We start from the raw sequence: 25,122 nt of genomic DNA on the forward strand, positions 1-25,122 counted from the left end.
GGTCCCCGCCTTCGCGGGGACGACGTCTGGAGGATCTTCGGGGAAGTCCAGCTGTGACGATGAAGCGGTGCTTCGACCGTCGTCCCCGCGAAGGCGGGGGCCCAGCGACTTCAAGCTCCCAGGCCACAATCACCGTTTCAACGATGCCGCGACTCCAGCACCGCGACCGCATCGGCCAGCGACAGCCCGCGCGCGCGCAGCAGCACGATCAGGTGATACAGCAGATCGGCTGATTCGCCGAGCAGCTCCGCATCGCCTTGTGCGACACCGGCCAGCGCGGTCTCCACGCCTTCCTCGCCGACCTTCTGTGCGATCCGGCGCGTGCCCTTCTCGAACAACTGGGTGGTGTAGCTGCCCTCGGGACGCGTGCGCTCGCGTTCGGCGATCAGCGCATCCAGTGTGCCCAGAAATGAGACATCCGCGCCCGGCGCCTGCGGGAAGCAGCTTGTGCGACCGGTGTGGCAGGTCGGGCCGTGTGGACGCGCCAGCACCAACAGCGTGTCGTTGTCGCAATCGACGTCGATCGAGACCAGATCCAGGAAATGCCCGGAGCTTTCGCCCTTGGTCCACAGTCGCTGTTTGCTGCGGCTGTAGAAGGTGACGTGGCCACTGTCGCGCGTTGCAGCCAGTGCCGCCGTGTCCATGTAGCCGAGCATCAGCACGCGCAGCGTGTCGGCATCCTGCACGACCACCGGCAGCAGGCCGTCGCCCTTGGCCCAGTCCAATTGCTCTGGCGACACCTGCGACGCCACCACTGCATCACTGCACATCACGCACCTCGATCTGTTGCTGGCGCAGGAACTGCTTGAGTTCCGGAATCGGAATCGCGCCGCTGTGGAACACGCTTGCGGCCAGCGCGCCATCGACGTCGGCCTGTTCGAACACGTCGGCAAAGTGCTGCATCTCACCTGCACCGCCGGAAGCGATCAGCGGCACACTGCACAGCGAGCGCACTTGAGAAAGCTGGGCGATGTCGTAGCCGCGACGCACACCATCGTTGTCCATGCAGTTGAGCACGATTTCGCCCGCACCCAACCGCTGTACCTCGACCACCCAATCCAGAGTGCGCACCGGCACCGCCTGGGTCTTGTTCGGATCACCGGTGAAGCGGCGCACGCGCCACTGGCCGTCGTCCTCGCGGATCGAATCGACGCCGACCACCACGCATTGCACGCCGAATGCCTCGGCCAGCTCGGAAATCAACCGCGGCCGGCCCAATGCCGGCGAATTGATCGAAATCTTGTCGGCACCAGCGTAGAGCACCTTGCGTGCGGTCTCGACATCGCGGATGCCGCCGGCGACGCAGAACGGAATGTCGAGCAGGCGCGCCACCCGCTCGATCCAGCCGTAATCGACCGAACGGCCCTCCGGGCTCGCACCGATGTCGTAGAACACCAGTTCGTCGGCACCCTGCTCGCGATAACGCAGCGCCAGTTCGGCGATGTCGCCCATGTCGATGTGATCGCGGAACTTGACGCCCTTGACGACGCGGCCATCGCGCACGTCCAGGCAGGGAATGATGCGGCGGGTCAGCATGCCAATGCCTCCGTCAGTTCCAGGCGACCTTCCAGCAGCGCCTTGCCCAGCACGATGCCGGCGCAACCGGCAGCCTTGGCTGCGATCACATCATCGACGTCACGAGCACCGCCGGAGACCTGTACCTGCAGCTGCGGCACCAGCCCGCGCAGATGCGCATACAGCGCCATGTTCGGTCCGGACAGCATGCCGTCACGGGCGATATCGGTGCACAGCAGGTGGCGCAGGCCGGCTTCGGCGTAGCGCACCGCGAGTTCGTCCAGCGTGGTGTCGGCGGTCTCGGTCCAGCCGTGTACCGGCAGGCGCCAGATGCCGGCTTCGTCGCGGCGCGTATCGAGCGCGACGGTGATGCGCTCGGCACCGAATTCGTTCAACCAACCGATCACCTCGGCACTCTCGCGCACCGCCAGCGAACCGATCACCACCCGCGCGGCACCGGCGTCGAGGATGCGCGCCACATCGTCGCGCGAGCGCACGCCGCCGCCGGTCTGCACCTGCAATCCGGTCTGGCTGGCGATCTGCCCGAGCAGCGGCGCCAATGTATAGCCGCCAGCCTTGGCTGCATCCAGATCGACCAGATGCATCCATTGCGCGCCGACCTCAGCGAAGCGCTGCGCACGCACCAGCGGATCATCGCCATAACGCGTCTCGCGGTCGTAATCGCCTTGCAGCAGACGCACGACCTGACCGTTGCGGATGTCCAGTGCGGGATAAACGGTGAAGCTCATTCGAAATCCATCTGCAGGAAGTTACGCAGGAGGCGCTCACCGGTATCGGCCGAACGCTCGGGATGGAACTGGGCGCCACAGTGCCGGCCTTGGTGCACGACCGCAGCAAACAGCCCGCCGTGGTCGCTGGCCGCCACCGTGGCCGGGGTCAGCGGTGCAGCGTAGCTGTGCACGAAGTAGGCGTAGGCGCGCTCCGGCACGCCATCGAGCAGTGACGATTCGCGCAGTGGCAACAGCCGGTTCCAACCCATGTGCGGCACGCGGATACCGGTGGCCGGATGCAGCTTGCGCACCACGCCCGACAGCAGGCCGAGGCACTCCACTTCGCCCTCCTCCGAGCGCTCGAACAACAGCTGCATGCCCAGACAGATACCGATGAGCGGTACCTGCAGTTGCCGCAACGGCTCGACCAGACCCTGCGCGTGCAGCCGCGCCATGCCTTCCGGCGCGGCACCGACGCCGGGCAGGATCACCCGCTCCGCGCCGCGCAGACCATCGGCGTCACGCACCAGACGTGCTTCGACCCCGAGCCGTTCCAATGCATAACGCACCGAGCCGAGGTTGGCGCCGCCGGCGTCGATCAACGCGACATCGGTCATAGCGCCCCCTTGGTCGATGGCAGCGCGGTGCCCTCGCGACGAATCGCCTGCCGCAACGCGCGCGCCAGTGCCTTGAAGCTGCCTTCGACCTTGTGATGATCGTTGTCGCCGCGCACCGTGAGGTGCAGGTTGAGCCCGGACGCATCACACAGCGAGCGGAAGAAGTGCGGCACCAGCTCGGTCGGCATGTCGCCGACGCGCTCGCGCTTGAATTCGCCCTCGAACACGAAGTACGGCCGTCCGCTGAAATCCAGCGCCGCGCTGGCCTGGGTCTCGTCCATCGGCAGGGTGAAGCCGTAGCGGCCGATCCCGCGCTTGTCGCCGAGCGCCTTGCGCAGCGCCTGGCCCAGCGCCAGACCGGTGTCCTCGATGGTGTGATGTTCGTCGATGTGCAGATCGCCTTCGGAACGGATGTTCAGGCTGAAACCGCCGTGCTTGCCGATCTGCTCCAGCATGTGGTCGAAGAACGGCAGGCCGGTGCTGATGTGCGCCTCGGGTGGCCCGTCCAGATCGAGTTCGACCCGGATCCTGGTTTCCTTGGTGTTGCGCTGGACCAGTGCGCGACGCGGCGCGTCGGCCAGTTCGTGGGCAATCCCGTTCCAGTCCCACTCGCCGCCGAACTGCTCGGTGTGCAGCTGGAAGCCACGGATGTTGAGGTTGTCCGCAAACTGGATATCGGTCGGCCGGTCGCCGACCATCGCCGAGCGCGCCCAGTCGATGCCGCGATCCTGCAGGTACTTCACCATCATGCCGATGCCCGGCTTGCGTGTAGGCGCGTTGTCGGCCGGGAAACTGCCGTCGATCAGCACCTCGCGGAACACGAGGCCCTGGCTTTCGAACACCTGCATCATCAAGTTGTGCGGGCCGTCGAACGTCGCTTGCGGATAGCTGTCGGTACCGAGGCCATCCTGGTTGCTGACGATGACGAATTCGTAGCCGGCGTCGCGCAGCTTGAGCATCGCCGGTATCACGTCCTTGACGAAGCGCAGCTTCTCGAACGCGTCGATCTGGAAATCGGCCGGCTCCTCGATCAGGGTGCCGTCGCGATCAACGAACAGGATCGGCTTCATGCGACCTCCCCACGAGGTGCGAGTCCTTCGCAAGAGCCCGGCACATCCATGCTGCCGGGATTCAACCTCTGCAACGCACCGAGCACGCGCTGGTTCTGTTCCGGGGTACCGATGCTGATGCGCAGCGCGTCGCCGAGCTGCGGCGCGGCGCGCTGGTCACGCACCACAACGCCGGCATCAAGCAATGCCTGGAATGCAGTTTCGGCGTCGTCAAAGCACACCAGCAGGAAATTGCCCTGCGAGGGATACACGCGGCGCACGCCGGGCAACGTCGCCAACGCTTCCTGCAGGCGATCGCGTTCGGCGCGTACCTCGGCGATACGGCGCACGGTGATGTCCAACGCAGCTGCCGATAGTCCCTGCTCTGCCAATGCCGAGCACGGTGTCGGCACCGGATACGGTGCCTGGCAGCGACGCAGCAATGCGATCAACTCGGCATCGGCGATCAGGCTGCCGATCCGTGCCGCGGCCAGCGCGTGCGCCTTGGACAGCGTGCGCAGCACCGCCAGATTCGGATAGCGCGCCAGCAGCGACACCGCCGACGGCACGTCCGAGAACTCGCCGTAAGCCTCATCGACCACCACCAGCGCCTTGCCGGCCAGCGCCTGCAAGGCCGTTTCGATCTCGGCCAGCGAAATCGCCGAGCCGGCCGGGTTCGACGGCGAGCACAGGAACACCAGCTTGGCACGCGAGCTCAGCGCGGCCTCGACGATCGCCGGAATAGCGGCACGCAAGCCGTCTTCGCCATCGACCAGCGGCACCTCGATCAGCGGTGCGTTCTGCAGGCGCGCGCAGACCGCGTACATGCCGAACACAGGCGGCGTGGTCACCACCGCATCTTCGGTGGGCACGCACAGCGCACGTATCAGCAGATCGATGCCCTCATCGCTGCCGCGCCCGATCAGCAACTGCTCGGGGGCGCAGCCGTACAGCGCGGCCAGCGCGCCGCGCAGCGCTTCCGGCTGCGGCTCGGGATAGCGACGGGTGGTCGCCTGCGGATCGGCCGGATTGGCCCAGGCCGATTCATTGGCATTGAGCCAGACATCGCCAGTCAGCTTGGCGCTGCGTGCCGAGGAATAGCCGGCGAAGGCGCGCAGGTCTTCGCGTACCAGATCGAGGATGGATGCGGCGCTCATGCTGCTGCCTCCATCCGTAGCGCGACCGCCAACGCGTGCGCGTCCAGGCCCTCTGCACGTGCCAGGGTCAACGCACAACCGCCGATCGCAGCGATGCCGGCGCGGCTGGCGGCCTGCACGCTGACCATGTTCTGGAAACTGGCGACGCTGACGCCGCTGTAGGCACGCGCCGCGCCGCTGGTCGGCAGTACGTGGTTGGTGCCGCTGCAATAGTCGCCGAGTGCTTCGGGCGTGTAGTCGCCGAGGAACACAGAGCCGGCTGCTTCGACCTGATCCAACCAGCCGCGTGGTTCGCGCAACGCCAGGATCAAGTGCTCGGGCGCGTAGCGGTTGCTGATCGCGAACGCTTCTTCCAGCGTCTCGATGCGGATCAAGCGCGACTGCGCCAGCGCCTGGCGCGCGATCTGCGCACGCGGCAGCAACGCCAGCTGGCGCTCGATTTCGACTTCGACCGCGTCGATCAACGCATCGCTGTCGGACAACAGCAGCACCTGCGAATCCGGGCCATGCTCGGCCTGTGACAACAGGTCGGCGGCGACGAAGGCGGCATTGGCACCGGCATCGGCGATCACCAGCACCTCGGACGGGCCCGCCGGCATGTCGATCGCCGCCGCGCCGGACTGCGCAACCTGCTGCTTGGCTTCGGTCACGAAGCTGTTGCCCGGGCCGAACAGCTTGTCGCACGACGGCACGCTCTCGGTGCCGTAGGCCATCGCCGCGATCGCCTGCGCGCCCCCGAGCTTGAACACGCGCTGCACGCCGGTGAGCTTCGCGGCAACCAGCACCGCCGGATCGGCCGTGCCGTCCCGGCGCGGCGGCGTGCACAGCACGACCTCGCGGCAAGCGGCCAGACGTGCGGGCACGCCCAGCATCAATGCGGTCGAAGGCAGCGGCGCACTGCCGGCCGGCACATACAGGCCGACCCGGCCGATCGGCCGCACGATTTTTTCGCAGACCACGCCTGGCGCGGTTTCCACCGAATAACCTTCGGTCATGCCGGCGCGGTGGAAGGTCTCGATGCGGGCGATCGCTTCGACCATCGCCTGCCGCAGTTCGGGCGCAATGGCGGCCTCGGCTGCGGCGAATTCTGCTTCGCTGACCTCGAACTTCTCAGGCGCAATGCCGTCGAAGCGCGCGGTGATCTCGCGCAACGCCACGTCGCCCACCTCGCGCACTTCGGCGATCAACCGCGCGACCGTCTCGCGGGTCTGCGCGGCAACCGTCTGCACCGGACGGGTCAGCGCACGCACCTGCGCCTGTTCGTCGAGCTGGTTCCACTGCAACCTGTTCATACCAGCGTGCGCTCCACCGTCAACACCATCAGACCGCGCGCACCGGCGCGCTCCAGTTCCTCCAACCGCTGCCAGGTGACTGCGCCATGGCACATCGTCTGCAAGCGCAACGCACCATTGCCGTCGTCCGGCAACTGCACAAACGGGTCGGCGTCGGGCAGCAACCGGCTCAGTTCAGGCACCGATGCCTGCTCGGCGCGGAACATCAGCAACTTGCTGTCGCGCAGCTTGATCACGCCATCCAGGCGCCGCAGCAACATCGCCAGCAGGCCGGAACGGGCATCGGCCGGATCGCGGACCGAACCGGCCAGCACCGCCTCGCTCTCCATCACCAGTTCGACCGGCTTGAGCTGGTTGGCCGCCAGCGTCGCACCCGAGGACACCAGGTCGCAGATCAGATCGGCGGTTCCCAGGCGTGGCGCGATCTCGACCGAACCGGACAGCTCGACCACCTGCGCATCCACACCCTGCTTCACCAACCACTCGGACAGGATCGCCGGATAACTGGTCGCGATACGCATGCCGGCCAGTTGCTGCACGCCCTGCCACTCCCACTCTTCCGGCACCGCCAGCATCAAGCGGCACTGGCCGAAATCGAGCCCGCGCAGCGCGCGGTAAGCGGCCGGCAAGCCATTGCGACGGCGCTCGGCGCCCTGCTCGTCCAGTTCATTGAGACCGACGATGCCCAGGTCGGCCACGCCGTCGGCGATCAGGCCCGGGATATCGTCGTCGCGCACCAGCAGCAGATCGACCGGCAGCGATTCGCCATAGCAGAACAGCTTGTCGCGGCTCTGGCGCCAGCTCAGGCCGCAGGCGGCCAGCAGGCTACGCGCCGGCTCGGCCAGACGGCCACTCTTCTGGATGGCGATGCGCAACCGGTCACGCGCCGGTGCCGCTTGGGAAGCACTCATTGTCAATTTCTCAGTGGGATTCGATGGGACGCGCGGCGGACTCGCGCAGCGCGGCGGCATAACCGCCGGTGCCGTGTTCGAGCGAGCGGGCGACGCGGCCAATGGTGGTGACGCTGACGCCGGTCAGGTCATGGATTTCGCGATACGGCACGCCCTGCACCAGCAGCGGCACCACCCGCCAGCGGTCGGCCATGGCCTCCAGCTCGGCGGGCGTGCACAGGTCGCGCAGGAAGGCCTCGACCGTCGACACCTCGCCCAGGCATGCCAATGCCTCGGCCAGTGCCCGCAGGGGGGCATCGGTGTCGCGGTCGGTTCCGGGGCTGGGTCGTTGTTTCATTGCGTTAATGTAATAGCGTGTTAGTACATTAGCGCAAACTGGCGGCGCAGGGCAACCCTGATCCCCTATCTGTTCAGCCCCAAGCTCCCTCGGACCGGGGATCCCGCGCCCTCGTTAAAGAATGCGCGACCGCCGCCGTTAAGGCGTGCAAGAGATGCGATGCCCGGCCGTAACGGACCACTTCCGGAGCCACACCGACCAAGAACCGAGGGTGGGAGGGACATGCAGGCGATGCGACATCGCGCAAGGGGGGCTTTGCTGTGCTGCTTGTTCTTCTTCTCGGCTATCGCATCCGGACAGCAACTGCCACTGCATTACTACGCGCAGATCGATGGCCTGGAAAACCTCGCAGTGAATGCGCTGGCCCAGGATCCGGACGGATATCTGTGGATAGGCACCGAGAACGGCCTGTACCGGTACGACGGAATGCACTTCCAGAGATTCGGGCCGGAAGACGGGTTGCCCGATGCCACCATCACGGCCCTGTACATCGACCCGGCAGGCCGGCTATGGGTGGGGACGGAACACGGCCTCTACCACCTCCTTCAGGAACGCCTGGTTCCGGTCCTCCAGGGTCACCGGTCGCTCCCGATCTGGCCGGGCAGCGTGCTGACCTCAACAGGCGATGGCCATCTGCTCGCGGTGAGCGAGGAACGCCTGCTGGACATCAGAACCAAGGACGCCGGCGCATCCTGGGAGGTCGTCGACGTCTTCGGCGCCGAACACTTCCGCCTCCATCCCCAGCTCAAGCGGATCTTCAGCGTCCATGCCGATTCCGGGGGCGATCTGTGGCTGGGATGTACCGACTCGTTGTGCCATTACGACGGCAGCCGTCTCACCGTACTGGGCGCTTCAAACGGCGTCCCCAAGGGTATCTGGGACGTCCTGCTCCAGGATAGGGAGGGCGCGTTCTGGGCCCGCAGCGACGATCGCATCATCGCCTTGCCGGGATCGACGGCCATAACCCCGCGCTCGCGGTTCCTCGATCGCACGCCGCAAGCCTATGCCGAAGGCAAGGCGCTGTACCTGCGTCCACTGGTTTCCGATACCGAGGGCCATGTCCTGGCCGGCACCAGCAGCGGCGTGATGCGCTGGGATGGCAACGCCTGGAAAACCTTCGACGCAGGCAATGGGTTGCGGATCGGCGGCGGCATCAACGCGATGCTGGCCGGTCGCGATGGCGAACTCTGGCTGGGCGCATTGGGATATGGGCTGATCCGATGGATGGGTTATTCGGTATGGGAGAACTGGACGGTCCACGAGGGGCTGCCGGGCACCGGCGTCTGGTCGTTCCATCGCGACCGCCAGGGCCTGCTCCATGTCGGCACCAAATCCGGCATGGCCGAGTGGCGCCAGGACCTGCATGGATTTTCCGCCGATGCGGCCCGGCACGAGGGCGCCAACCATCAGCGCGGCAGCATCGTCGAGGACGCGCAGGGGAACCTGTGGAGCAGTACGTTCACCGGGTTCCTGATCCGGCGGGATGCGCAGGGCCGGCCGGCCACCGTCGAGGCCAAACTGCCACCGATCTCCCATCTGCTCGTCGATCGGACCGACCGGCTGTGGATCGCCACGGCCACTGGCCTGTATCTCGTCAGACATCCCGAGCGTGAGACCACGCCGGTACGGGTGGCTGCGCTGACTGCCTTGACCGGACGCGATACAGAGCAAGTCCAGAGCATGTGCGAAGGACGCCAGGGAACACTCTGGTTCCTGACCCCCTCCGGACTGCTGCGTCTCGACGCTGCCGGCTGGCGCCGGCTTCCCCTGGCATCGCTCTCCACGCCACTCCCTTTCCGCACCATTGCCTGCTCAAACACCGACGACACGGTCTGGCTGGGCGGCGGCAACGATGGCATCTGGCAGATACACACGGAAGCAGCGACGCCGGACGCGGTGAATTCGACGCCTGCGCTGCTCCAGCAGCGATTGGTATTCGCGCTGTACCAAGACAGCCGCGGCTGGCTGTGGGCCACGACCGATTATGGCGTTGCGGTATGGAACGGCACGCAGTGGCGGATCTTCGACCAACAGAGCGGGCTGGTCTGGAACGACGGCAACGCCGCCCTGTACGAGGATGGCGACGGCTCGATGTGGATCGGCACCTCCAACGGCGCCTCGCACATATTGAAACCCGAGCGCCTGTTCACCGACGTCCGGACGAATCTTGTGATCGAGCGCATCGCCCGCGACGAAACCGTGCTTCCTGCAGGAACACAGCTGGATATCCCATGGCAACGCAGTTCCTTGCAGGTCGAACTGGCCGCACCGTCGTACCGCAATCGGGAGGCGCTGCTGTTCCGCTACCGGATGGTCGGGCTGGAGAACTCGTGGACGACTTCGCGTTCGCCCGTGCTGCACTACCCGCCCCTGGCACCCGGTCACTATCGCCTGCAGATCGTGGCCGTGAACCCTGCGCTGCAGACGGCCTCCGACATGGTCGAGATCGATCTGGAAATCCGCCCCTTGTGGTGGCAGAACCCGCTCTTCCATGTCGCCTGCGCGCTGGCGTTGCTGGTGAGCATCCTGTGGGCACACCGTTACCGGCTCCGGCGCGTGGTGGCGCGCCAGCAGGCCTTGGAAAGACTGATACAGGAGCGCACCCGGGAACTGGAGGAGTCACGCCAAGCCCTGCACGTACTCGCGTCGCGTGACGGCCTTACCGAGGCGCTCAACCGCAGGGCCTTGATGGAAGCGCTGGAGAAGGGACTGGTGCAAAGCCGGCGCGACCGCACACCGTTGACCCTGATGCTCGTCGACCTGGACCACTTCAAGCGGATCAATGACGCCCACGGCCATCCTGCCGGTGATGCGGTGCTGAAGGAGTTGGTGCGGCGGTTCGCGCGGATGCTGCATCCGTACGACAGCATCGGTCGCTACGGCGGCGAAGAGTTCGCCCTGGTCCTGCCCGGCTTCGATGGCCGCGGCTGTCGCGACTGGATCGTCCAGCTGCAGCAGGCGATCAGCATCGAACCGGTCCTGGCTGACGCAGGCTACAAGCTGCACGTGACCTGCAGCGCGGGCGTGGCCATCGCCGAAACCACCCACACGGTCACGCCCGACGAATTGATCGCGCAGGCGGATACCGCGCTGTACCGAGCGAAGGCGCTGGGACGCAATCGCGTCGAATACGCCAAGGAAACAGGGGACAGCGTGCCTCTCGAAGCAACGGAAGGCATGACCCTGCTACCGGGCGCCCCCATGAACACCTGATTGTGCTTGTGCGTGAGGGATATCGAGTAACCAGCGTGGATGGAGAAAATCCACGCTGTCGCCAGCTGCCGCTGCGCGAACCGCCGATGCCTGGCAGGTTGCGCGATTGAGCTAGAACAGCCGCCCTCACATCACCCGGGCCTGCTCCAACTCGACCTGCAGCGTGCTCGCCAGCTCCTCGCGCGCGACCTCGAACTGCTGCTCACGCACCAGATCCTTCACTGCGACCACGCCGCGCGCGCGCTCGTCTTCGCCGGACAGCACCACGAAGCGGATACCGGCACGCGCCGCGTACTGGAACTGCTTGCCGATCTTCTTCGGCTCCATCTGCACTTCGGTGTTGATGCCACCGGCACGCAGCAGGCGCGCGATGTCGAGCGAGTCGGCCATGTGCTGTTCGTCCATCAGCGCCACCAGCGCCTGCACGCTGCTGGTCTCGATCCCGGCGATCAGGCCGGCATCACGCAACTGCCAGAACAGACGGGTCAGGCCGATCGAGATGCCCACGCCCGGCAGCTTCGACCTGGTGTAGTGGCTGGCCAGGTTCTCGTAGCGGCCGCCGGAGCAGATCGAGCCGATCTGCGGGTGGTCGGTCAGCGTCGTCTCGTAGACGGTGCCGGTGTAGTAATCCAGGCCGCGCGCGATCGAGAAGTTCAGGCAGTAGGCACCTTCAGGCACGCCCAGCGCCCGCACCAGCTCCAGCACCTCGCGCAGCTCGGCTATGCCCTCGCGCAGCACCTCGCTCGGGCCGGCTTCTGCGGCCAGCGCGTCCAATCGCGCCAGCGCATCGGCATGGCCGCTGGAGCGCACCGCGACGAACGCCAGGATCTTCTCGACCTGCGCCGCCGGAATGCCGAAGCCTTCGCCGACCAGCGTCTCGCGCACATAGTCGGCGCCGCGCTTGTCGATCTTGTCGACCTCGCGCAATACCGCCAGTTGCAGTTCGCCCTCGGCCACGCCCAGACTCTCGAAGAAACCGCGCAACAGCTTGCGGTTGTTCAACTGCACGCGGAAATCACCGATCCCCAGTTCGGCGAACACCGCATGGATCACCGCCAGCACCTCGGCGTCGTAGCGGATGCTCAACGCATCCTTGCCGATCACATCGATGTCGCACTGGTAGAACTCGCGGAAGCGGCCGCGCTGGGCGCGCTCGCCACGGTAGACGCGCTGCATCTGGTAACGACGGAACGGGAACGCCAGCTCGTGCTCGTGCTCGGCCACATAGCGCGCCAGCGGCACGGTCAGATCGAAGCGCAGCGCCAGCTCCGGCAGGCCGCTCTCGCCCCCCGCTTCTGTCGAGTTGGCGGCGGCATTGGCCAGCGCACCGGTGGACTGGACGAAATAGACCTGCCGCTCGGTCTCGCCGCCCGATTTGGTCAGCAGCACGTCGGACAGCTCGAACACCGGGGTCTCCACCGGCAGGAACCCGAACCGCTCGTAATTGCGGCGGATGACGTCCAGCATGCGCTGGAACGCGATCTGCTCGCGCGGCAGCAATTCCATGATGCCGGGCGGCGTACGGGGCTTGATCACGAGCGGGACTCCTGCGAATCGGGGGCGAAAGACCGTAATTCTATCCGGCCTGCGGGCCGGAGGGCGCGTGGTAGAAGCGCAAGCGCCAAGGACGCCCCTCTCATCCATGGCTGTGCGCCACCTCACTCCGCGCGCCGGCGCAGTGCGCCAGGCGTTCCCCCTCTCGCGGGAGAAGGGAATGAGCGGACAATCCAATCGAATGCCGATTCCCTGTAGGAGCGGCTCAAGCCGCGATGGGGCCTTACCGGCAAAATCCATCGCCCCCATGTCCGGAACCGTCCCCTACGAAGTCCCGCAATCAGCGCCGAGCAACTGTGAGTGATGCAGCCAGTTCGGATCCGGGTAGTAGGCGAACACGAAGGAACCATCGCGGATCGTATCGATCAGCTGGTGCGCGATCGCCGGACGCACCGCCGGGCAGCCCAGGCTGCGGCCCAGGCGGCCCTGGCTCTGGATGATCGACTCGTTCACGTACGGCGCGCCGTGAATGACGATGGCGCGGTCACGGGCACGATCGTTGAACCCCGGCTCCAGTCCCTTCAGGCGCAGCGAGTAGCCGTTGTGACCGGTGTAGCTTTCCTCTGCGGCGAATGCACCAAGGCTGGACATGTAGCTGCCATCGTCGTTGGAGAACTTCGTCGCCACGTTGTCGCCGGTGTTGCGACCGTGCGCGACCCACTCCTGGAACAGCAGGCGCTGCTGCCTGAGGTCGAACACCCAGAGCCGACGCTCGGTCGAGGGACGCGAGTAATCGATCACGCTGAGCCGGGCATCGCCGGCTACCTGCCCTCGATGTCGCGCACATTGCAGTGCCTCGGTCGCCAGCGTCAGCACGTGGCGATCCAACGTCGGGGCCTGTAGCAAAAGTGCGCCGACCAGATCAGAGGCGGGCGCCGGTTGCGATGACGGTGATGGAGCAGCGGGAGCGGCCGATGCGGCGCAGGACAACGCGGCAACAGCGGTCAATCTCAGCACAGGGTGCATCAGAGGGTATTCCGGAAGCGGACTGGAATTGCGGACATCCGGTTCCGGCGCCCGCATTCTGCCCCAGATAACAGCCCCGGCCGTGAATTGCGGCCGGGGCCTTCCCTCACGTTCGAGCTGTGCTCAGCCGGCCAGCAAGCGTGCCTTCAGTTGCGCGTATTCAGGCGCCAGCGGTTCAGCTTGCGCCGGCCGTGCCAGCAGCTCGGCCAGCGCCGTCGGCACGGCAACCGATTCGCCGATCAACGGTTCGACCACGCCCTCGAACTTGGCTGGATGCGCGGTAGCCGCCACCGCCCAGTCACCTGCATCTTCCTCCGCGCCCTCGGCGCGAATCTGCTCCAGTACGTGCACGGCAGTGGCGGTGTGCGGGCAGAACACCTCGCCGAAACGACGGTGACGTTCGACGATGGTGCGGCGGATCGTGTCGTCATCCACCGACAACGCGGTGAAGCCGGCGCGCAGTTCGGCATCGTCACCGGCGTACAGCCAGCGCAGCCGCTCGAAATTGCTAGGCGCGCCCACGTCCATCGCGTTGGCCAGGGTCGCCACGCTCGGCTGCGGGGCGTAGTTGCCGCCAGCGAAGTAGTCCGGCAACACGTGGTTGGCATTGGTCGCCAGCACGATCCGGCCCAGCGGCACGCCCAGCGAACGCGCCAGCACCGCTGCCAGCGCATTGCCGAGATTGCCGGTCGGCACCACCAGGTTCAGCGGCGCACTGTGGCGTGCGCGGTGGCTCAGCGCGGCGTGCGCGTAATAGCTCATCTGCGGCAGCAACCGGCCGAGGCTGATGCTGTTGGCCGAGCTCATCGGCACCTGCGCCTGCAGATCGGTGTCGTTGAGCGCCTGCTTGACCAGCGCCTGGCAGTCGTCGAACGAGCCGGCCACGCGCAAGGCGCTGACGTTGTCGCCGAAGCAGCCGAGCTGATGCGCCTGACGCGGCGACACCCGCCCATCCGGGTACAGCACCACTACGCGCAACCCCGGCTGGCGATGGAACGCTGCCGCGACCGCCGCGCCGGTGTCGCCGGAGGTGGCGACAAGAATCGTCAACGGACGGCCAGCATCGCGACGCAGCCGGCTCAGGCTGGCGGCGAGGAAGCGCGCGCCGAAGTCCTTGAACGCCGCAGTCGGACCATGGAACAGCTCCAGGCTGTAATCGCCGGGTGTGGCCAGCGGCACCAGCGGCGCATCGAAATCGAACGCCTCGTGGCAGATCGTGGCCAGCTCGCCTTCCAGGCCGTCGCCTGCGAAGAACGGCGCGAGCAATTCAGTAGCGGTAGCGGCCAGCGTCGCGCCCGGCGCGAGGGTGCGCGGCTCCGGCAGCTTGGCTGGTACGTACAGACCGCCGTCCGGTGCCAGTCCGGCGGCGATGGCCTGACTGAGCGTGGCGGCCGGGGCGTTGTTGCGGGTGGAGATGAAGTTCATCGTGGTTCCGTGAAGAAAATTACAGAGACGTTCTGTTCTCGTAGGAGCGGCGTCACCCAAGCCTGGCTGTCGAAGCCCGCGGCGGCGAAGGCAGCCTGCACCACCGGCGCAGCGACCTCGGCGGCCTGTTTCGTCTCGAACCAGGCAAACACGCTTGGGCCAGCGCCGGAGATGCTCGCGCCCATCGCACCGGCATCCAACGCCGCGGCCTTGGCCGCATCGAAACCGACGATCAGCGGCGCACGGCGCGGCTCGACCAGCACGTCACGCAGACCGGCCCGCACCAGCGAGGCATCGCCGGCATGGCAACCAGCCAGCACCAAAGCAAGATTCGAACTCTGCGCGACGAACTCCTTCAGTGCGTAATCGCCAGCCAGCGCGGCGCGCGCGCGACGGGTTTCCAGCACGGCATCCGGATGCACCAGCAGGCTGTGCCAGCCCGACGGCACCGGCACTGGCACCAATCGCTCCAGCGTCGACAGCACCAGCCCGCCCAGGAACATCGGCCCGAGGTTGTCGCCGTGGCGACTGCCGCTGGCGACCGCCTCGCCTTCCAGCGAGTACAGATACAACTGCTCGCGACTCAGCGGCTCGTCCAGCAACGCGTTCGCCGCGACCAATGCCGCCACGCACGAGGCAGCGGAGCCGCCCATGCCAGAACTGAGCGGAATGCCCTTGTCGATCTCGACCGCGAAACCGAACGGCAACGCCAGCGCCTCACGCAGCGCGATCAGTGCCGCTCCTGCGGTGTTGCTGGCCGCTTCCAGCGGCAGCGCGACGGCGCTGCCCCGGATCGCCGCGATACGTACTTCCGGCGCCTCGATCCGACGCACCGTGACGGTGTCGCCAACACCCGCCACCGCGTAACCGAGCAAATCGAAACCCACCGCCACGTTTGCCACCGATGCCGGCGAAAATGCCCGTGCCTCGCGCAATCCGGATCTCCTTGTCTGTACCTGCGTCGTGGACATCGCAACCTCGCTCACAGCCTGGCCCCCTCGCCCGCCGCAACCCGCAGCACGTCGGCGAATACGCCGGCGGCAGTGACCTCCGGGCCAGCGCCCGGCCCCTGCACCACCAGCGGGTTCTCGCAGTAACGGCGAGTGGTGAACTGCACCACGTTGTCGGTCAACCGCAGGTTGGCGAAACCGTGCTCGACGGGCAACTCAACCAGACCGACGCTCGGCGCACCGTATGCAGTTCCCTCTGCCAAAGCCCGCACATCCAGGTGCGGGGATTTAGTTTCGGGCGGCAACTGCGCGACGTAACGCAGCACGTTGCCGCGGCTGCGCGCATCGGCCAGACGCTGCGCGAACACCGCGTCGACCTCGGGCAGCCTCGCCATGAATTCGTCCACGGAAGCCTCGCGCAACGATGCCGGCACCAGGCTCTCCACCGCCACATCCTCAAGACTGATCTCGCGCCCGGCCTCGCGCGCCAGGATCACCAGCTTGCGCGCCACGTCCACGCCGGACAGGTCATCGCGCGGATCCGGCTCGGTGTAGCCCATCGCACGCGCCTGGGTGACCAGCTCGGAGAACGGCACGCTGCCGTCGTATTTGTTGAACAGCCACGCCAAGGTGCCGGAGAAGATGCCTTCGATCGAAGTCACCTCATCGCCGGTATCGACCAGATCGCGCAGCGTGGTGATCACCGGCAGGCCGGCGCCGACCGTGGCTTCGTAGCGGAAGCGTGCGCCGCTACTCGCAGCCGCCTCGCGGATCGCCAGGAAGCGCGCAAGCGGGCCGGAGCCGGCCTGCTTGTTCGGTGTCACCACGTGGATGCCGGCGGCGAGCCAGCCGGCATAACGCTCGGCGACCTCGGCACTGCCACTGCAATCGATGATGATCGCGTGCGGCAGATGCGCCGACTGCAGGTGCGCGGTGAAACGGTCCAGATCGTTGGACGTGGTGCTGGTCGCAAGCGCGGCGCGCCAGTCGCCGGCCAGACCACGTTCGTCGAGCAGCATGCGGCTGCGCGAAGCGATTGCGCGCAGGCGCAGATCGAGGTTGGCCTTGGCCAGCAATTGCGGTTGCGCGATGCGCAACTGATCCAGCAGCGCCGCACCGACGTTGCCCGGTCCGATCACACCGACCGAAAAGGTCTGCGGTGACAGCCAGAAGCCGGCATGCGCGGCGCGCAGCGCCTTGGTCGCATGCGCGCTGTCGATCGCCACCGAGATGTTGCGCTCCGAAGAACCCTGCGCGATGGCCAGGATGTTGACCTGGGCACGACCGAGCGACTCGAACAGCCGCGCGGCCACGCCGGGCTGCCCGGCCATGCCATCGCCGACGGCCGCCAGCACGCTGATCCCGGTGGTCAGCTGCACGCGCTGCACCTGCCCCACCGCCAGCTCATGGGCGAAGGAATACAGCAGCGCCTCCTGCGCGCGTGCCGACTCTTCTTCCTTCACCACGCAGCAGATCGAATGTTCCGAGGAGCCCTGCGAGATCATCACCACCGACACCCGCGCGTTGCGCAGCGCGGCGAACACGCGTTCGGCGGTGCCGGGCACACCGATCAGGCCGGTGCCTTCCAGGTTCAGCACGGCCAGGTTCGGGCTCAGCGTCAACCCCTTGATCGGCCCGCTGACGTCGCTGCTGGCAGTGATGCGCGTGCCCGGATGCTCGGGCTGGAAGGTGTTGCGGATGATGATCGGCAGACCGCGCTCGATCGCCGGCGACATCGTCTGCGGATGCACGACCTTGGCGCCGAAGTAGGCCAGCTCGCAGGCCTCGTCGTAACTGAGCGTCTCCAGCTGCACCGCCTCGGGCACCACGCGCGGGTCGGCCGAAAGCACGCCGTCCACGTCGGTCCAGATGTGCAGCTCGTCGGCCTCGAACAACGCAGCGAAGATCGCGCCGGAGTAGTCGCTGCCGTTGCGGCCGAGCGTGGTGATGCGATCGGCGCGATCGCGCGCCACGAAACCGGTCGCCACCACCCGCGACTGCGGGTTGCGCTCGCGCCAGCTCGCCAGGCGCTCCGCGCTGACGCCCCAGTCCACGTCCACGCCAAGTTCGCCGCGATTGACCACCAGCACGTCGCGCGCATCCAGCACCGCGCAATCGTCGCCGAGCGCCTGCAGATGGCTGCCCAGCAACTGGGCCGAATAGACCTCGCCCAGGCCCTGCACGCGATCGAGCACTTCACGCGGCAGCTCGCCGATCACCGCCAGTGCGGACAGGATCTCGGACAGCTTCTCGAAGTGTGCTTCCAGCCATTCCAGTGTCGGGCCGGCGTTCTCGCCCAGCAGCGCCACCGCCGCACCGCGATGGCGGGCCCGCAGCTCGTGCCAACGCTCAAGCCACTCCGAACGCTCGGCAGCGGCGAGTTCGGCCAGCTCGATCAGTGCGTCGGTGACCCCCTTCATCGCCGATACGACGGTGACCTGCACTGGCTCCGGGCGCGCCAGCAGCAACCGGGCGACATGCCGGTAGCGCTCGGCGTCGGCCACCGAGGTGCCACCGAACTTGTGGACGACAGTGCGCGGCGCGGCCGGTTTGGCAGGAGATTCGGGTTGTGGCGAAACAGCAGGCGATGACATCGACAGACCTCGTTGGGGAGGCCCCGTCCGCTTCAGGCTGTGGGGATCCCCCGCATCCTGATCCGGGTGCGGGGCCGTGGTTTTCGGAAGTTACGCGAAGACGACGGACCGCACCGGGGTAATGGTGCCGGTGGTAATGGTGCTAATCGTGGTGGTACCGAGCACACCGGTACCCGCCGCGCCGGAAATGGCGGTGCGGGTGGCAAAGGCGATGTGCGTGGTATTCAGCATGCCGGCAACAAGACATCAGGCGTCGCGGGGCTGTCAAGTGTTGCGTTGCGACATCCGCTGCGGGACCTGCTGGAAACGGCGAAAACCTCACCTGTTCAGCGACTTGCACTTGCAACCAACCGCGCGTTGATTACGTCGGCAACCAAGTCGCGCCTGCGGTTGCGCGGTCGCGCGCGGCCACGATCGATCGCGGCTCTGCGGTTGTGCCATGAGTGAAGACCCGCCGTCAGTCCTCTTCTTCGTCCTTCTTCCGATGCAGGCGGGAAACGCGCCAGCCGTCATGTGACGAAAAGCGTCCGGTGTCCCCGAACAGCGAGTACCTCAGCGCCAGCCACGCGGAGCGCAGCACGTCCACGTGCCAACCACGGATCTTGCGATAGGCATAGGTGTATTGAGCGAACGCCACGCTGCGCACTCCTCGCCCCCGAGAAATCGCCCCGACTCGAACATAAACCCGTAGATGCATCGATGAATGCATCAATCCGGCAAAGCACTGCGAGCTGGCACTGCCATCTGGCCAGCCTGAGGTGACACGATCATGTCTCAAGATGGTGACCCCGGCGCGATTCGAACGCACGACCTGTCCCTTAGGAGGGGACCGCTCTATCCAGCTGAGCTACGGGGCCAAGGGCGGCATTGTCGCATGAACGCTCATTTTGCCAAGTCGCGCGCCCTGTTGGGACAAGGTCGAGTTGGGGCGCTCTGCTAGAATTGGCGGCTGAATCGCGCCGCATCCCCCACCTGCGCCGGCGCGCCCTGTCGCACTGTTTTTCCAGGAGATTCCATGTCCGCAGACCTGCTCAAGGCGCTCGATCTTGCCGCCTCCAACGCCGGCACCTACCTCGGCAACGGCCAGTGGTCGCAGGCCACCGGCGCCGGCGTGCTCGAGCCGCTCAACCCCACCACCAACGCGGTGATCGCCCAGGTCCAGGCGACCACGCCGGAAGACTACGAGTTGGTGATCGTCCGCGCCCAGGAAGCCTTCAAGACCTGGCGCACCACTCCGGCGCCGCGTCGCGGCGAGGCGGTCCGGTTGTGCGGCGAGGCGCTGCGCCGGCACAAGGACGCGCTCGGTTCGCTGGTCGCGCTGGAAATGGGCAAGAGCAAGCCCGAGGGCGACGGTGAAGTACAGGAGATGATCGACATCGCCGACTTCGCGGTCGGCCAGAGCCGCATGCTGTACGGCTATACGATGCACTCCGAGCGCCCCGGCCACCGCATGTACGAGCAGTACCAGCCGCTCGGCCTGGTCGGCGTCATCAGCGCGTTCAACTTCCCGGTCGCGGTGTGGGCCTGGAACGCCTTCCTGGCGGCGATCTGCGGCGACGTGTGCATCTGGAAGCCGTCCAACAAGACCCCGCTGACCGCGATCGCGACGATGAAGATCTGCAACGCGGCGTTGAAGGAAGCCGGTTTCCCGGACCTCTTCTTCCTGATCAACGACGCCGGCACCACGCTGTCGGAGAAGCTGGTCGAAGATACCCGCGTGCCGCTGATCAGCTTCACCGGTTCGACCCAGATCGGCCGCGTCGTCGCCGAGAAGGTCGCGCGCCGGCTGGGCCGCAGCCTGCTGGAACTGGGCGGCAACAACGCGATCATCCTCGACGAAAGCGCCGACCTGAAGCTGGCGATCCCCGGCATCGTGTTCGGCGCAGTCGGCACCGCCGGCCAGCGCTGCACCACCACGCGCCGGTTGATCGTGCACGAATCGATCTACGACAACGTGCTGGCAACGCTGGTGAAGGCCTACAAGCAGGTCGAAGGCAAGATCGGCGATCCGACCGATCCGGCCAACCTGATGGGCCCGCTCAACAGCCGTGGTGCGGTCGAGCAGTTCCTGACCTCGATCGAGAAGGCCAAGGCGAGCGGCGGCACTGTCGAGATCGGCGGCACCGCGATCGACCGTCCCGGCAACTTCGTGCTGCCGGCGATCGTCACCGGGCTGAAGAACTCCGATGCGGTGGTCCAGCACGAGACCTTCGCGCCGATCCTGTACGTGATGAAGTATTCGACCCTGGACGAGGCGATCGACCTGCAGAACGGCGTGCCGCAGGGTCTGTCCTCGTCGATCTTCACCCAGAACCTGAAGGCCGCCGAGAAGTTCCTGTCGGCCGCCGGCAGCGACTGCGGCATCGCCAACGTCAACATCGGCACCAGCGGTGCCGAGATCGGCGGCGCGTTCGGTGGCGAGAAGGAGACCGGCGGCGGCCGCGAGTCCGGCTCGGACGCGTGGAAGGTCTACATGCGCCGCCAGACCAACACGATCAACTACTCCGATTCACTGCCGCTGGCGCAGGGCATCAAGTTCGATCTGTAAGGCCGGGTTCCGTAGGAGCGGCTTCAGCCGCGATGAGGCTTCACCGGTGAAGCCCTCGCGGCTAAAGCCGCTCCTACGTGTCCCCTTGGGGGATAATCGCTACGTTCCCTCCTACTGCAAGGAGCGTCACCGATGAGCACTTCCCGTCAGACCAGCACTCTGGCCATCGTCAGCCTGGTTGCCGGCATTCTGGGTTGGACGTTGCTGCCCTTCCTCGGCAGCATCGGCGCGATCATCACCGGCCATCTGGCGCGGGCCGAGATCCGGCGCGAGCCGGCGCGCCTGGGCGGAGACGGTCTGGCACTGGGCGGGTTGATCCTTGGCTGGTTGTCGGTGGCAACCTGGGTTATCGGCGTGCTGGTGTTCATCCTGTTCTTCGGAGGGATGGCCTGGCTCGCGCATAGCGCGTCCTGACCTGATGAACGACCTGTCCTCCCAACAACGTTTCAGCAGCCGCGTCGCGGACTATGTCCGTTACCGGCCCGGCTATCCACCGGCGCTCATGGAGTGGATCCACGGCGAGCTGCATGTGCCGTCCACCGCCCGGGTCGCCGACGTCGGTGCCGGTACCGGCATCTCCACGCGGATGTTCCTGGAAGCCGGTCACGAGGTCTTCGCGGTCGAGCCCAATGCCAAAATGCGCGGCGCCGCCGAAGAATGGCTGGCCGGTTATCCGCATTTCCATGCCGTCGATGCCAGCGCCGAGGCGACCTCGCTCGATGCGGCCAGCGTCGAGCTGGTGTCCGCCGCGCAGGCCTTCCACTGGTTCGATCCGGAGGCGGTGCGTCGCGAATGGGCGCGCATCCTGGTGCCGGGCGGGCTGGCGGTGATCTACTGGAACTCACGCCTGCTCGACGCCTCACCGTTCCAGCGCGACTACGAACAACTGCTGCTGGATTACGGCACCGACTACATCACCGTGGCCGAGCGCTATGCCGACGACGAGACGATGAAGCGCTGGTTCGGCACCGGACTGGTGGCGACGATCCAGTTGCCCAACGTGCAGCACATGGATTTCGACGCGCTGCGCGGCCGCCTGCTGTCCTCGTCCTACGCGCCGCTGGCCGGCGATCCACGCCACGACCCCATGTTGGCCGCGCTGCGCACGCTGTTCGATCGCCATGCGCAGGATGGCCATGTCGATATCGAGTACCGCACCCGCGCCTTCGCCGGCACGTTGAACTGAGACCATGTATTCCCTAGCACGTCCTTTTCTGTTCGCCTTCGAGGCCGAACGCGCTCATGGCCTGGGCCTGCACGGCCTGGAGCTCGCCTACCGCACCGGTACCACCTCGCTCCTGGCAAGCCGGCCTGCGCCGCTGCCGACACCCGTCTTTGGCCTGAGCTTCCCCAATCCGGTCGGCCTTGCTGCCGGGCTGGACAAGAACGGCGAGCACATCGACGCGCTGCTGGCGCTGGGTTTCGGCTTCATCGAAATCGGCACGGTCACGCCGCGTCCGCAGGCCGGCAATCCCAAGCCGCGCATGTTCCGGCTGGCTGAGCACCAGGCGATCATCAACCGGATGGGCTTCAACAATCTCGGCGTGGATGCGCTGGTGAAGAATGTCGAGCGTTCACGCCGGCGTGGTGGGCTGCTCGGCATCAACATCGGCAAGAACAAGGACACGCCAAACGAAGACGCCGCGCGCGACTACCTGCACTGCCTGGAGAAGGTCTATCCGCTGGCGGACTACATCACCGTCAATATCTCCTCGCCCAACACCGCCGGGCTGCGCGAATTGCAGGAGGAACAGGCGCTGCGCCAGCTGATCGGCGATCTGCGCGAGGCGCAGGAAGCGCTCTCGGCGCGGCACGGCAAGCGTGTGCCGATGCTGGTGAAGGTCGCGCCTGACTTGAATGACCACGACATCGACGCGGCAGCGCGGGTGCTCTCGGACTTGGCGGTGGACGGTGTGGTCGCCACCAACACGACCGTGGCCCGCACGCGGGTCGAACAGCATCCGCTGGCGCAGCAGGCCGGCGGGCTGTCCGGCGCGCCGCTGCTGGATCAGTCGACGCTGGTGCTGCGTCGCCTGCGCGCGCGCCTGCCCGAGTCGATCCCGCTGATCGGCGTCGGCGGCATCGCCTCCGGCGCCGATGCGGCGGCGAAGATGGCGGCCGGGGCATCGCTGGTGCAGCTCTACAGCGGCTTCATCTTCCGCGGCCCGGTGTTGATCGGGGAGTGTGTCGAGGCGATCCGCCGCCGGCGCGAGGCTCCCAGCCGCGGAGCCGTTTCCGCGCTATGAACCAACCTATCCCGTCGCCCGCCTGGACGCTGGTCGAACACGCCCCGCTGCGCGACCTCAACACCTTCCATGTCACCGCCACCGCTCCACGGTTGCTGGAAATCGCCGATCCGCTGGCACTGCCCGAAGCACTGGCGTTGCCGGAAGTCACTGGCGGCCCACTGCTGGTGCTCGGCAGCGGCAGCAACGTGCTGCTGGCCGGCGATCCCGATGGCACGGTACTGAGCTTCACCAATCGCACACTTGAACTGATCGCCCAGCATGCCGACCACGCGATCCTGCGCGCCGGTGCCGGCACGCCCTGGCACGAACTGGTGATGTGGTCGCTGCAACAGGGCCTGTCGGGACTGGAAAACCTCGCGCTGATTCCCGGCACCGCCGGCGCCGCACCGATCCAGAACATCGGTGCCTACGGCGCGCAGGTCGGCGATTTCGTGCACGTGGTGGAAGCCTGGGACCGCCGCGACGGTGGCTTCGTCCGGCTCGACGCACAGGCCTGCGCGTTCGGCTACCGCGACAGCGTGCTCAAGCGCGAACCGGATCGTTATCTGATCACCGCGCTGGAACTGGACCTGCCGCTCCTGCACGAACTGAAACTCGACTACGCCGGCATCCGCGAGGAACTGACCGCGATGCAGGTCGAGCTACCCGAAGCCGGCGATGTCGCCCAGGCCGTGATCAACATCCGCCGACGCAAGCTGCCGGATCCCGATGTACTCGGCAACGCCGGCAGCTTCTTCAAGAACCCGCAGTTGCCGCGCGAACAGGTCGACGCCCTGCTCCACGAGCATCCGGCGTTGCCGGTGTTCCCATCAGACCAGCCCGGCACCGCCAAGCTGTCGGCCGCGTGGCTGATCGATCAATGCGGCTGGAAGGGCCATCGCGACGGCGATGCCGGTGTCTCGCCCGATCACGCGCTGGTGCTGGTCAATCATGGTCACGCCAGCGGTGCCGAGTTGCTGGAGCTGGCACGGCGCATCGCCGGATCGGTGCGTGAGCGCTTCGGCGTGGTGCTGGAACCGGAGCCGCGACTGATCGGAGCGCGCTGGTGAATCCCGCTTCCGTGCCGCTGCATGCGGCACTGCTGATGCTGCTCAGCACGCTGTCGTTCGGAATGATGGCGATCAGCATCCGCTATGCGTCGGCCGACATCGCCACCACCCAGATCGCGTTCTTCCGCAACGCCTTCGGCCTGCTCGCACTGTTGCCGCTGCTGCTCGGCCGCGGCCGCCCCATGCCGCGCACCCGGCATCTACCGCGCTATCTGGTCCGCACCATGGTTGGCCTGGTGTCGATGCTGTGCGGATTCTGGGCGATCGGGCACCTGCCGCTCGCGCAGGCGGTGACCCTCACTTACTCCACACCGTTGTTCGCCACGGTGCTGGCGGTGTTCTGGCTGCACGAGGTGGTGCGGATGCGACGCTGGCTGGCAGTGGCGGCCGGCTTCGTCGGCGTGCTGGTGCTGCTGCGGCCCTGGTCGGAGGCATTCAGCCCCGGCCTGCTGATCGCGCTGGCGGCAGCGCTGGTCGGTGCGATCGTCGCGATCCAGATCAAGCAGCTCTCGCATCTGGACCCGCCAGACACCGTGGTGTTCTACACCTACGTGTTCTGGGTGCCGCTGTCGCTGCTGCCGGCACTGTTCCAATGGACATGGCCGCACGGCGGGGACTGGCTGTGGCTGGCCGCGACCGGCGTGCTCGGCACTGCCGGGCAGTTGTTCTGGACGCGTGCGCTGCGACTGGGCGAAGTCTCCGCCTTGCAGCCGATCGGCTTCACGCAGCTACCGCTGGTGGTGCTGCTGGGCTGGTGGCTGTTCGGCGAGGAAATCGACCGCTACACCGTGCTTGGCGCAGCGATCATCCTCGGCGCCAATCTCTACATCGCCCACCGCGAGACGGTGCTGGCGCGTCGCTCGGCGACACATGCACCGATCGAGGGTGCCAAGCCTGGGGAGTGAGTTCGGCCACGTTCGCATGAGTAGTGAATTCCCCTTCACACCGGTTTAATCTTCCCGACA

Annotated in this window: 23 protein-coding genes and 1 tRNA gene; 7 read left to right on the forward strand and 17 right to left on the reverse strand. The window is 66.6% G+C overall.

Annotation, left to right across the window (positions count from 1 at the left end; genetic code table 11):
- Positions 1-137: 137 nt before the first annotated feature.
- Genes hisIE through AC3WJE_RS01475 form a run of 9 tightly spaced genes read right to left on the reverse strand, consistent with a single transcriptional unit; the run spans position 138 to position 7,609 of the window.
- Complete coding sequence (gene hisIE / locus AC3WJE_RS01435; RefSeq protein WP_493728974.1) at positions 138-770, reverse strand: bifunctional phosphoribosyl-AMP cyclohydrolase/phosphoribosyl-ATP diphosphatase HisIE; 633 nt, start codon at positions 768-770, stop codon at positions 138-140.
- A complete protein-coding gene (gene hisF, locus AC3WJE_RS01440; protein ID WP_493728975.1) occupies positions 760-1,536 on the reverse strand; it encodes an imidazole glycerol phosphate synthase subunit HisF in 777 nt (258 codons plus the stop codon). Before hisF ends, hisIE begins: the two co-directional genes overlap by 11 nt.
- The gene (hisA, locus tag AC3WJE_RS01445) at positions 1,530-2,264 is read right to left on the reverse strand and encodes a 1-(5-phosphoribosyl)-5-[(5-phosphoribosylamino)methylideneamino]imidazole-4-carboxamide isomerase (RefSeq protein ID WP_493728976.1); all 735 of its coding nucleotides are present in this window, start codon (positions 2,262-2,264) and stop codon (positions 1,530-1,532) included. The genes hisF and hisA overlap by 7 nt, the downstream gene beginning before the upstream one ends.
- A complete protein-coding gene (gene hisH / locus AC3WJE_RS01450; protein ID WP_493728977.1) occupies positions 2,261-2,863 on the reverse strand; it encodes an imidazole glycerol phosphate synthase subunit HisH in 603 nt (200 codons plus the stop codon). The genes hisA and hisH overlap by 4 nt, the downstream gene beginning before the upstream one ends.
- Positions 2,860-3,933, reverse strand: coding sequence for a bifunctional histidinol-phosphatase/imidazoleglycerol-phosphate dehydratase HisB (gene hisB / locus AC3WJE_RS01455; protein WP_493728978.1), 1,074 nt, complete (start codon positions 3,931-3,933; stop codon positions 2,860-2,862). Before hisB ends, hisH begins: the two co-directional genes overlap by 4 nt.
- Positions 3,930-5,069 carry a histidinol-phosphate transaminase gene (gene hisC / locus AC3WJE_RS01460; RefSeq protein ID WP_493728979.1) on the reverse strand — a complete coding sequence of 380 codons (1,140 nt, stop codon included), beginning with the start codon at positions 5,067-5,069 and terminating at the stop codon, positions 3,930-3,932. The genes hisB and hisC overlap by 4 nt, the downstream gene beginning before the upstream one ends.
- Positions 5,066-6,361 (reverse strand): histidinol dehydrogenase, encoded by a 1,296-nt coding sequence (hisD, locus tag AC3WJE_RS01465; RefSeq protein ID WP_493728980.1) that lies wholly within the window; start codon positions 6,359-6,361, stop codon positions 5,066-5,068. Before hisD ends, hisC begins: the two co-directional genes overlap by 4 nt.
- Positions 6,358-7,272: an ATP phosphoribosyltransferase gene (gene hisG / locus AC3WJE_RS01470; RefSeq protein ID WP_493728981.1), complete on the reverse strand. Its 915-nt coding sequence runs from the start codon at positions 7,270-7,272 to the stop codon at positions 6,358-6,360. Before hisG ends, hisD begins: the two co-directional genes overlap by 4 nt.
- A gap of 10 nt (positions 7,273-7,282) precedes the next feature.
- A complete protein-coding gene (locus AC3WJE_RS01475) occupies positions 7,283-7,609 on the reverse strand; it encodes a YerC/YecD family TrpR-related protein (RefSeq protein WP_493728982.1) in 327 nt (108 codons plus the stop codon).
- 267 nt (positions 7,610-7,876) lie between these two features.
- Here AC3WJE_RS01475 and AC3WJE_RS01480 point away from each other — a divergent pair, with 267 nt between their 5' ends.
- On the forward strand, positions 7,877-10,822 hold the full coding sequence (locus tag AC3WJE_RS01480; protein WP_493728983.1) for a ligand-binding sensor domain-containing diguanylate cyclase: 2,946 nt from the start codon (positions 7,877-7,879) through the stop codon (positions 10,820-10,822).
- A 126-nt stretch (positions 10,823-10,948) separates the two neighbouring features.
- On the opposite strand, the gene hisS is transcribed toward AC3WJE_RS01480, so the two are convergent.
- From hisS to AC3WJE_RS01520, 8 genes are all read right to left on the reverse strand, one after another.
- Positions 10,949-12,358, reverse strand: a complete 1,410-nt coding sequence (hisS, locus tag AC3WJE_RS01485) for a histidine--tRNA ligase (RefSeq protein ID WP_493728984.1) — start codon at positions 12,356-12,358, stop codon at positions 10,949-10,951.
- A gap of 282 nt (positions 12,359-12,640) precedes the next feature.
- Positions 12,641-13,342, reverse strand: coding sequence for a murein L,D-transpeptidase catalytic domain family protein (locus AC3WJE_RS01490; RefSeq protein WP_493728985.1), 702 nt, complete (start codon positions 13,340-13,342; stop codon positions 12,641-12,643).
- Positions 13,343-13,465: 123 nt separating this feature from the next.
- Positions 13,466-14,767, reverse strand: coding sequence for a threonine synthase (gene thrC / locus AC3WJE_RS01495; RefSeq protein ID WP_493728986.1), 1,302 nt, complete (start codon positions 14,765-14,767; stop codon positions 13,466-13,468).
- Positions 14,764-15,738, reverse strand: coding sequence for a homoserine kinase (locus AC3WJE_RS01500; protein WP_493728987.1), 975 nt, complete (start codon positions 15,736-15,738; stop codon positions 14,764-14,766). Before AC3WJE_RS01500 ends, thrC begins: the two co-directional genes overlap by 4 nt.
- An 11-nt stretch (positions 15,739-15,749) precedes the next feature.
- A complete protein-coding gene (gene thrA / locus AC3WJE_RS01505) occupies positions 15,750-18,311 on the reverse strand; it encodes a bifunctional aspartate kinase/homoserine dehydrogenase I (protein ID WP_493728988.1) in 2,562 nt (853 codons plus the stop codon).
- Positions 18,312-18,401: 90 nt separating this feature from the next.
- Positions 18,402-18,542 (reverse strand): hypothetical protein, encoded by a 141-nt coding sequence (locus AC3WJE_RS01510; protein WP_493728989.1) that lies wholly within the window; start codon positions 18,540-18,542, stop codon positions 18,402-18,404.
- Between the two features lie 226 nt (positions 18,543-18,768).
- Positions 18,769-18,948, reverse strand: coding sequence for a hypothetical protein (locus AC3WJE_RS01515; RefSeq protein WP_493728990.1), 180 nt, complete (start codon positions 18,946-18,948; stop codon positions 18,769-18,771).
- A gap of 143 nt (positions 18,949-19,091) precedes the next feature.
- Positions 19,092-19,168 (reverse strand) — tRNA-Arg (locus AC3WJE_RS01520).
- A gap of 158 nt (positions 19,169-19,326) precedes the next feature.
- Between AC3WJE_RS01520 and amaB the strand changes: the two genes are divergently transcribed.
- The 6 genes from amaB (at position 19,327) to AC3WJE_RS01550 (ending at position 25,062) form a co-directional block, all read left to right on the forward strand.
- Positions 19,327-20,859: an L-piperidine-6-carboxylate dehydrogenase gene (gene amaB, locus AC3WJE_RS01525; RefSeq protein WP_493728991.1), complete on the forward strand. Its 1,533-nt coding sequence runs from the start codon at positions 19,327-19,329 to the stop codon at positions 20,857-20,859.
- Between the two features lie 132 nt (positions 20,860-20,991).
- Complete coding sequence (locus AC3WJE_RS01530) at positions 20,992-21,273, forward strand: DUF4190 domain-containing protein (RefSeq protein ID WP_493728992.1); 282 nt, start codon at positions 20,992-20,994, stop codon at positions 21,271-21,273.
- Between the two features lie 4 nt (positions 21,274-21,277).
- Positions 21,278-22,045 (forward strand): class I SAM-dependent methyltransferase, encoded by a 768-nt coding sequence (locus AC3WJE_RS01535; protein ID WP_493728993.1) that lies wholly within the window; start codon positions 21,278-21,280, stop codon positions 22,043-22,045.
- A gap of 4 nt (positions 22,046-22,049) precedes the next feature.
- The gene (locus tag AC3WJE_RS01540; RefSeq protein ID WP_493728994.1) at positions 22,050-23,105 is read left to right on the forward strand and encodes a quinone-dependent dihydroorotate dehydrogenase; all 1,056 of its coding nucleotides are present in this window, start codon (positions 22,050-22,052) and stop codon (positions 23,103-23,105) included.
- Positions 23,102-24,157: a UDP-N-acetylmuramate dehydrogenase gene (gene murB, locus AC3WJE_RS01545; RefSeq protein WP_493728995.1), complete on the forward strand. Its 1,056-nt coding sequence runs from the start codon at positions 23,102-23,104 to the stop codon at positions 24,155-24,157. Before AC3WJE_RS01540 ends, murB begins: the two co-directional genes overlap by 4 nt.
- Positions 24,154-25,062 (forward strand): DMT family transporter, encoded by a 909-nt coding sequence (locus tag AC3WJE_RS01550; RefSeq protein ID WP_493728996.1) that lies wholly within the window; start codon positions 24,154-24,156, stop codon positions 25,060-25,062. Before murB ends, AC3WJE_RS01550 begins: the two co-directional genes overlap by 4 nt.
- Positions 25,063-25,122 lie beyond the last annotated feature (60 nt).

The organism is Pseudomonas sp. GW821-FHT07E12, assembly GCF_058986605.1.

Bases quoted from the DNA above. Each gene is read 5' to 3' on its own strand.
- hisIE (WP_493728974.1), bottom strand. From the start codon at position 770: ATGTGCAGTGATGCAGTGGTGGCGTCGCAGGTGTCGCCAGAGCAATTG.
- hisF (WP_493728975.1), bottom strand. From the start codon at position 1,536: ATGCTGACCCGCCGCATCATTCCCTGCCTGGACGTGCGCGATGGCCGC.
- hisA (WP_493728976.1), bottom strand. From the start codon at position 2,264: ATGAGCTTCACCGTTTATCCCGCACTGGACATCCGCAACGGTCAGGTC.
- hisH (WP_493728977.1), bottom strand. From the start codon at position 2,863: ATGACCGATGTCGCGTTGATCGACGCCGGCGGCGCCAACCTCGGCTCG.
- hisB (WP_493728978.1), bottom strand. From the start codon at position 3,933: ATGAAGCCGATCCTGTTCGTTGATCGCGACGGCACCCTGATCGAGGAG.
- hisC (WP_493728979.1), bottom strand. From the start codon at position 5,069: ATGAGCGCCGCATCCATCCTCGATCTGGTACGCGAAGACCTGCGCGCC.
- hisD (WP_493728980.1), bottom strand. From the start codon at position 6,361: ATGAACAGGTTGCAGTGGAACCAGCTCGACGAACAGGCGCAGGTGCGT.
- hisG (WP_493728981.1), bottom strand. From the start codon at position 7,272: ATGAGTGCTTCCCAAGCGGCACCGGCGCGTGACCGGTTGCGCATCGCC.
- AC3WJE_RS01475 (WP_493728982.1), bottom strand. From the start codon at position 7,609: ATGAAACAACGACCCAGCCCCGGAACCGACCGCGACACCGATGCCCCC.
- AC3WJE_RS01490 (WP_493728985.1), bottom strand. From the start codon at position 13,342: ATGCACCCTGTGCTGAGATTGACCGCTGTTGCCGCGTTGTCCTGCGCC.
- thrC (WP_493728986.1), bottom strand. From the start codon at position 14,767: ATGAACTTCATCTCCACCCGCAACAACGCCCCGGCCGCCACGCTCAGT.
- AC3WJE_RS01500 (WP_493728987.1), bottom strand. From the start codon at position 15,738: ATGTCCACGACGCAGGTACAGACAAGGAGATCCGGATTGCGCGAGGCA.
- thrA (WP_493728988.1), bottom strand. From the start codon at position 18,311: ATGTCATCGCCTGCTGTTTCGCCACAACCCGAATCTCCTGCCAAACCG.
- AC3WJE_RS01510 (WP_493728989.1), bottom strand. From the start codon at position 18,542: ATGCTGAATACCACGCACATCGCCTTTGCCACCCGCACCGCCATTTCC.
- amaB (WP_493728991.1), top strand. From the start codon at position 19,327: ATGTCCGCAGACCTGCTCAAGGCGCTCGATCTTGCCGCCTCCAACGCC.
- AC3WJE_RS01530 (WP_493728992.1), top strand. From the start codon at position 20,992: ATGAGCACTTCCCGTCAGACCAGCACTCTGGCCATCGTCAGCCTGGTT.
- AC3WJE_RS01535 (WP_493728993.1), top strand. From the start codon at position 21,278: ATGAACGACCTGTCCTCCCAACAACGTTTCAGCAGCCGCGTCGCGGAC.
- AC3WJE_RS01540 (WP_493728994.1), top strand. From the start codon at position 22,050: ATGTATTCCCTAGCACGTCCTTTTCTGTTCGCCTTCGAGGCCGAACGC.
- murB (WP_493728995.1), top strand. From the start codon at position 23,102: ATGAACCAACCTATCCCGTCGCCCGCCTGGACGCTGGTCGAACACGCC.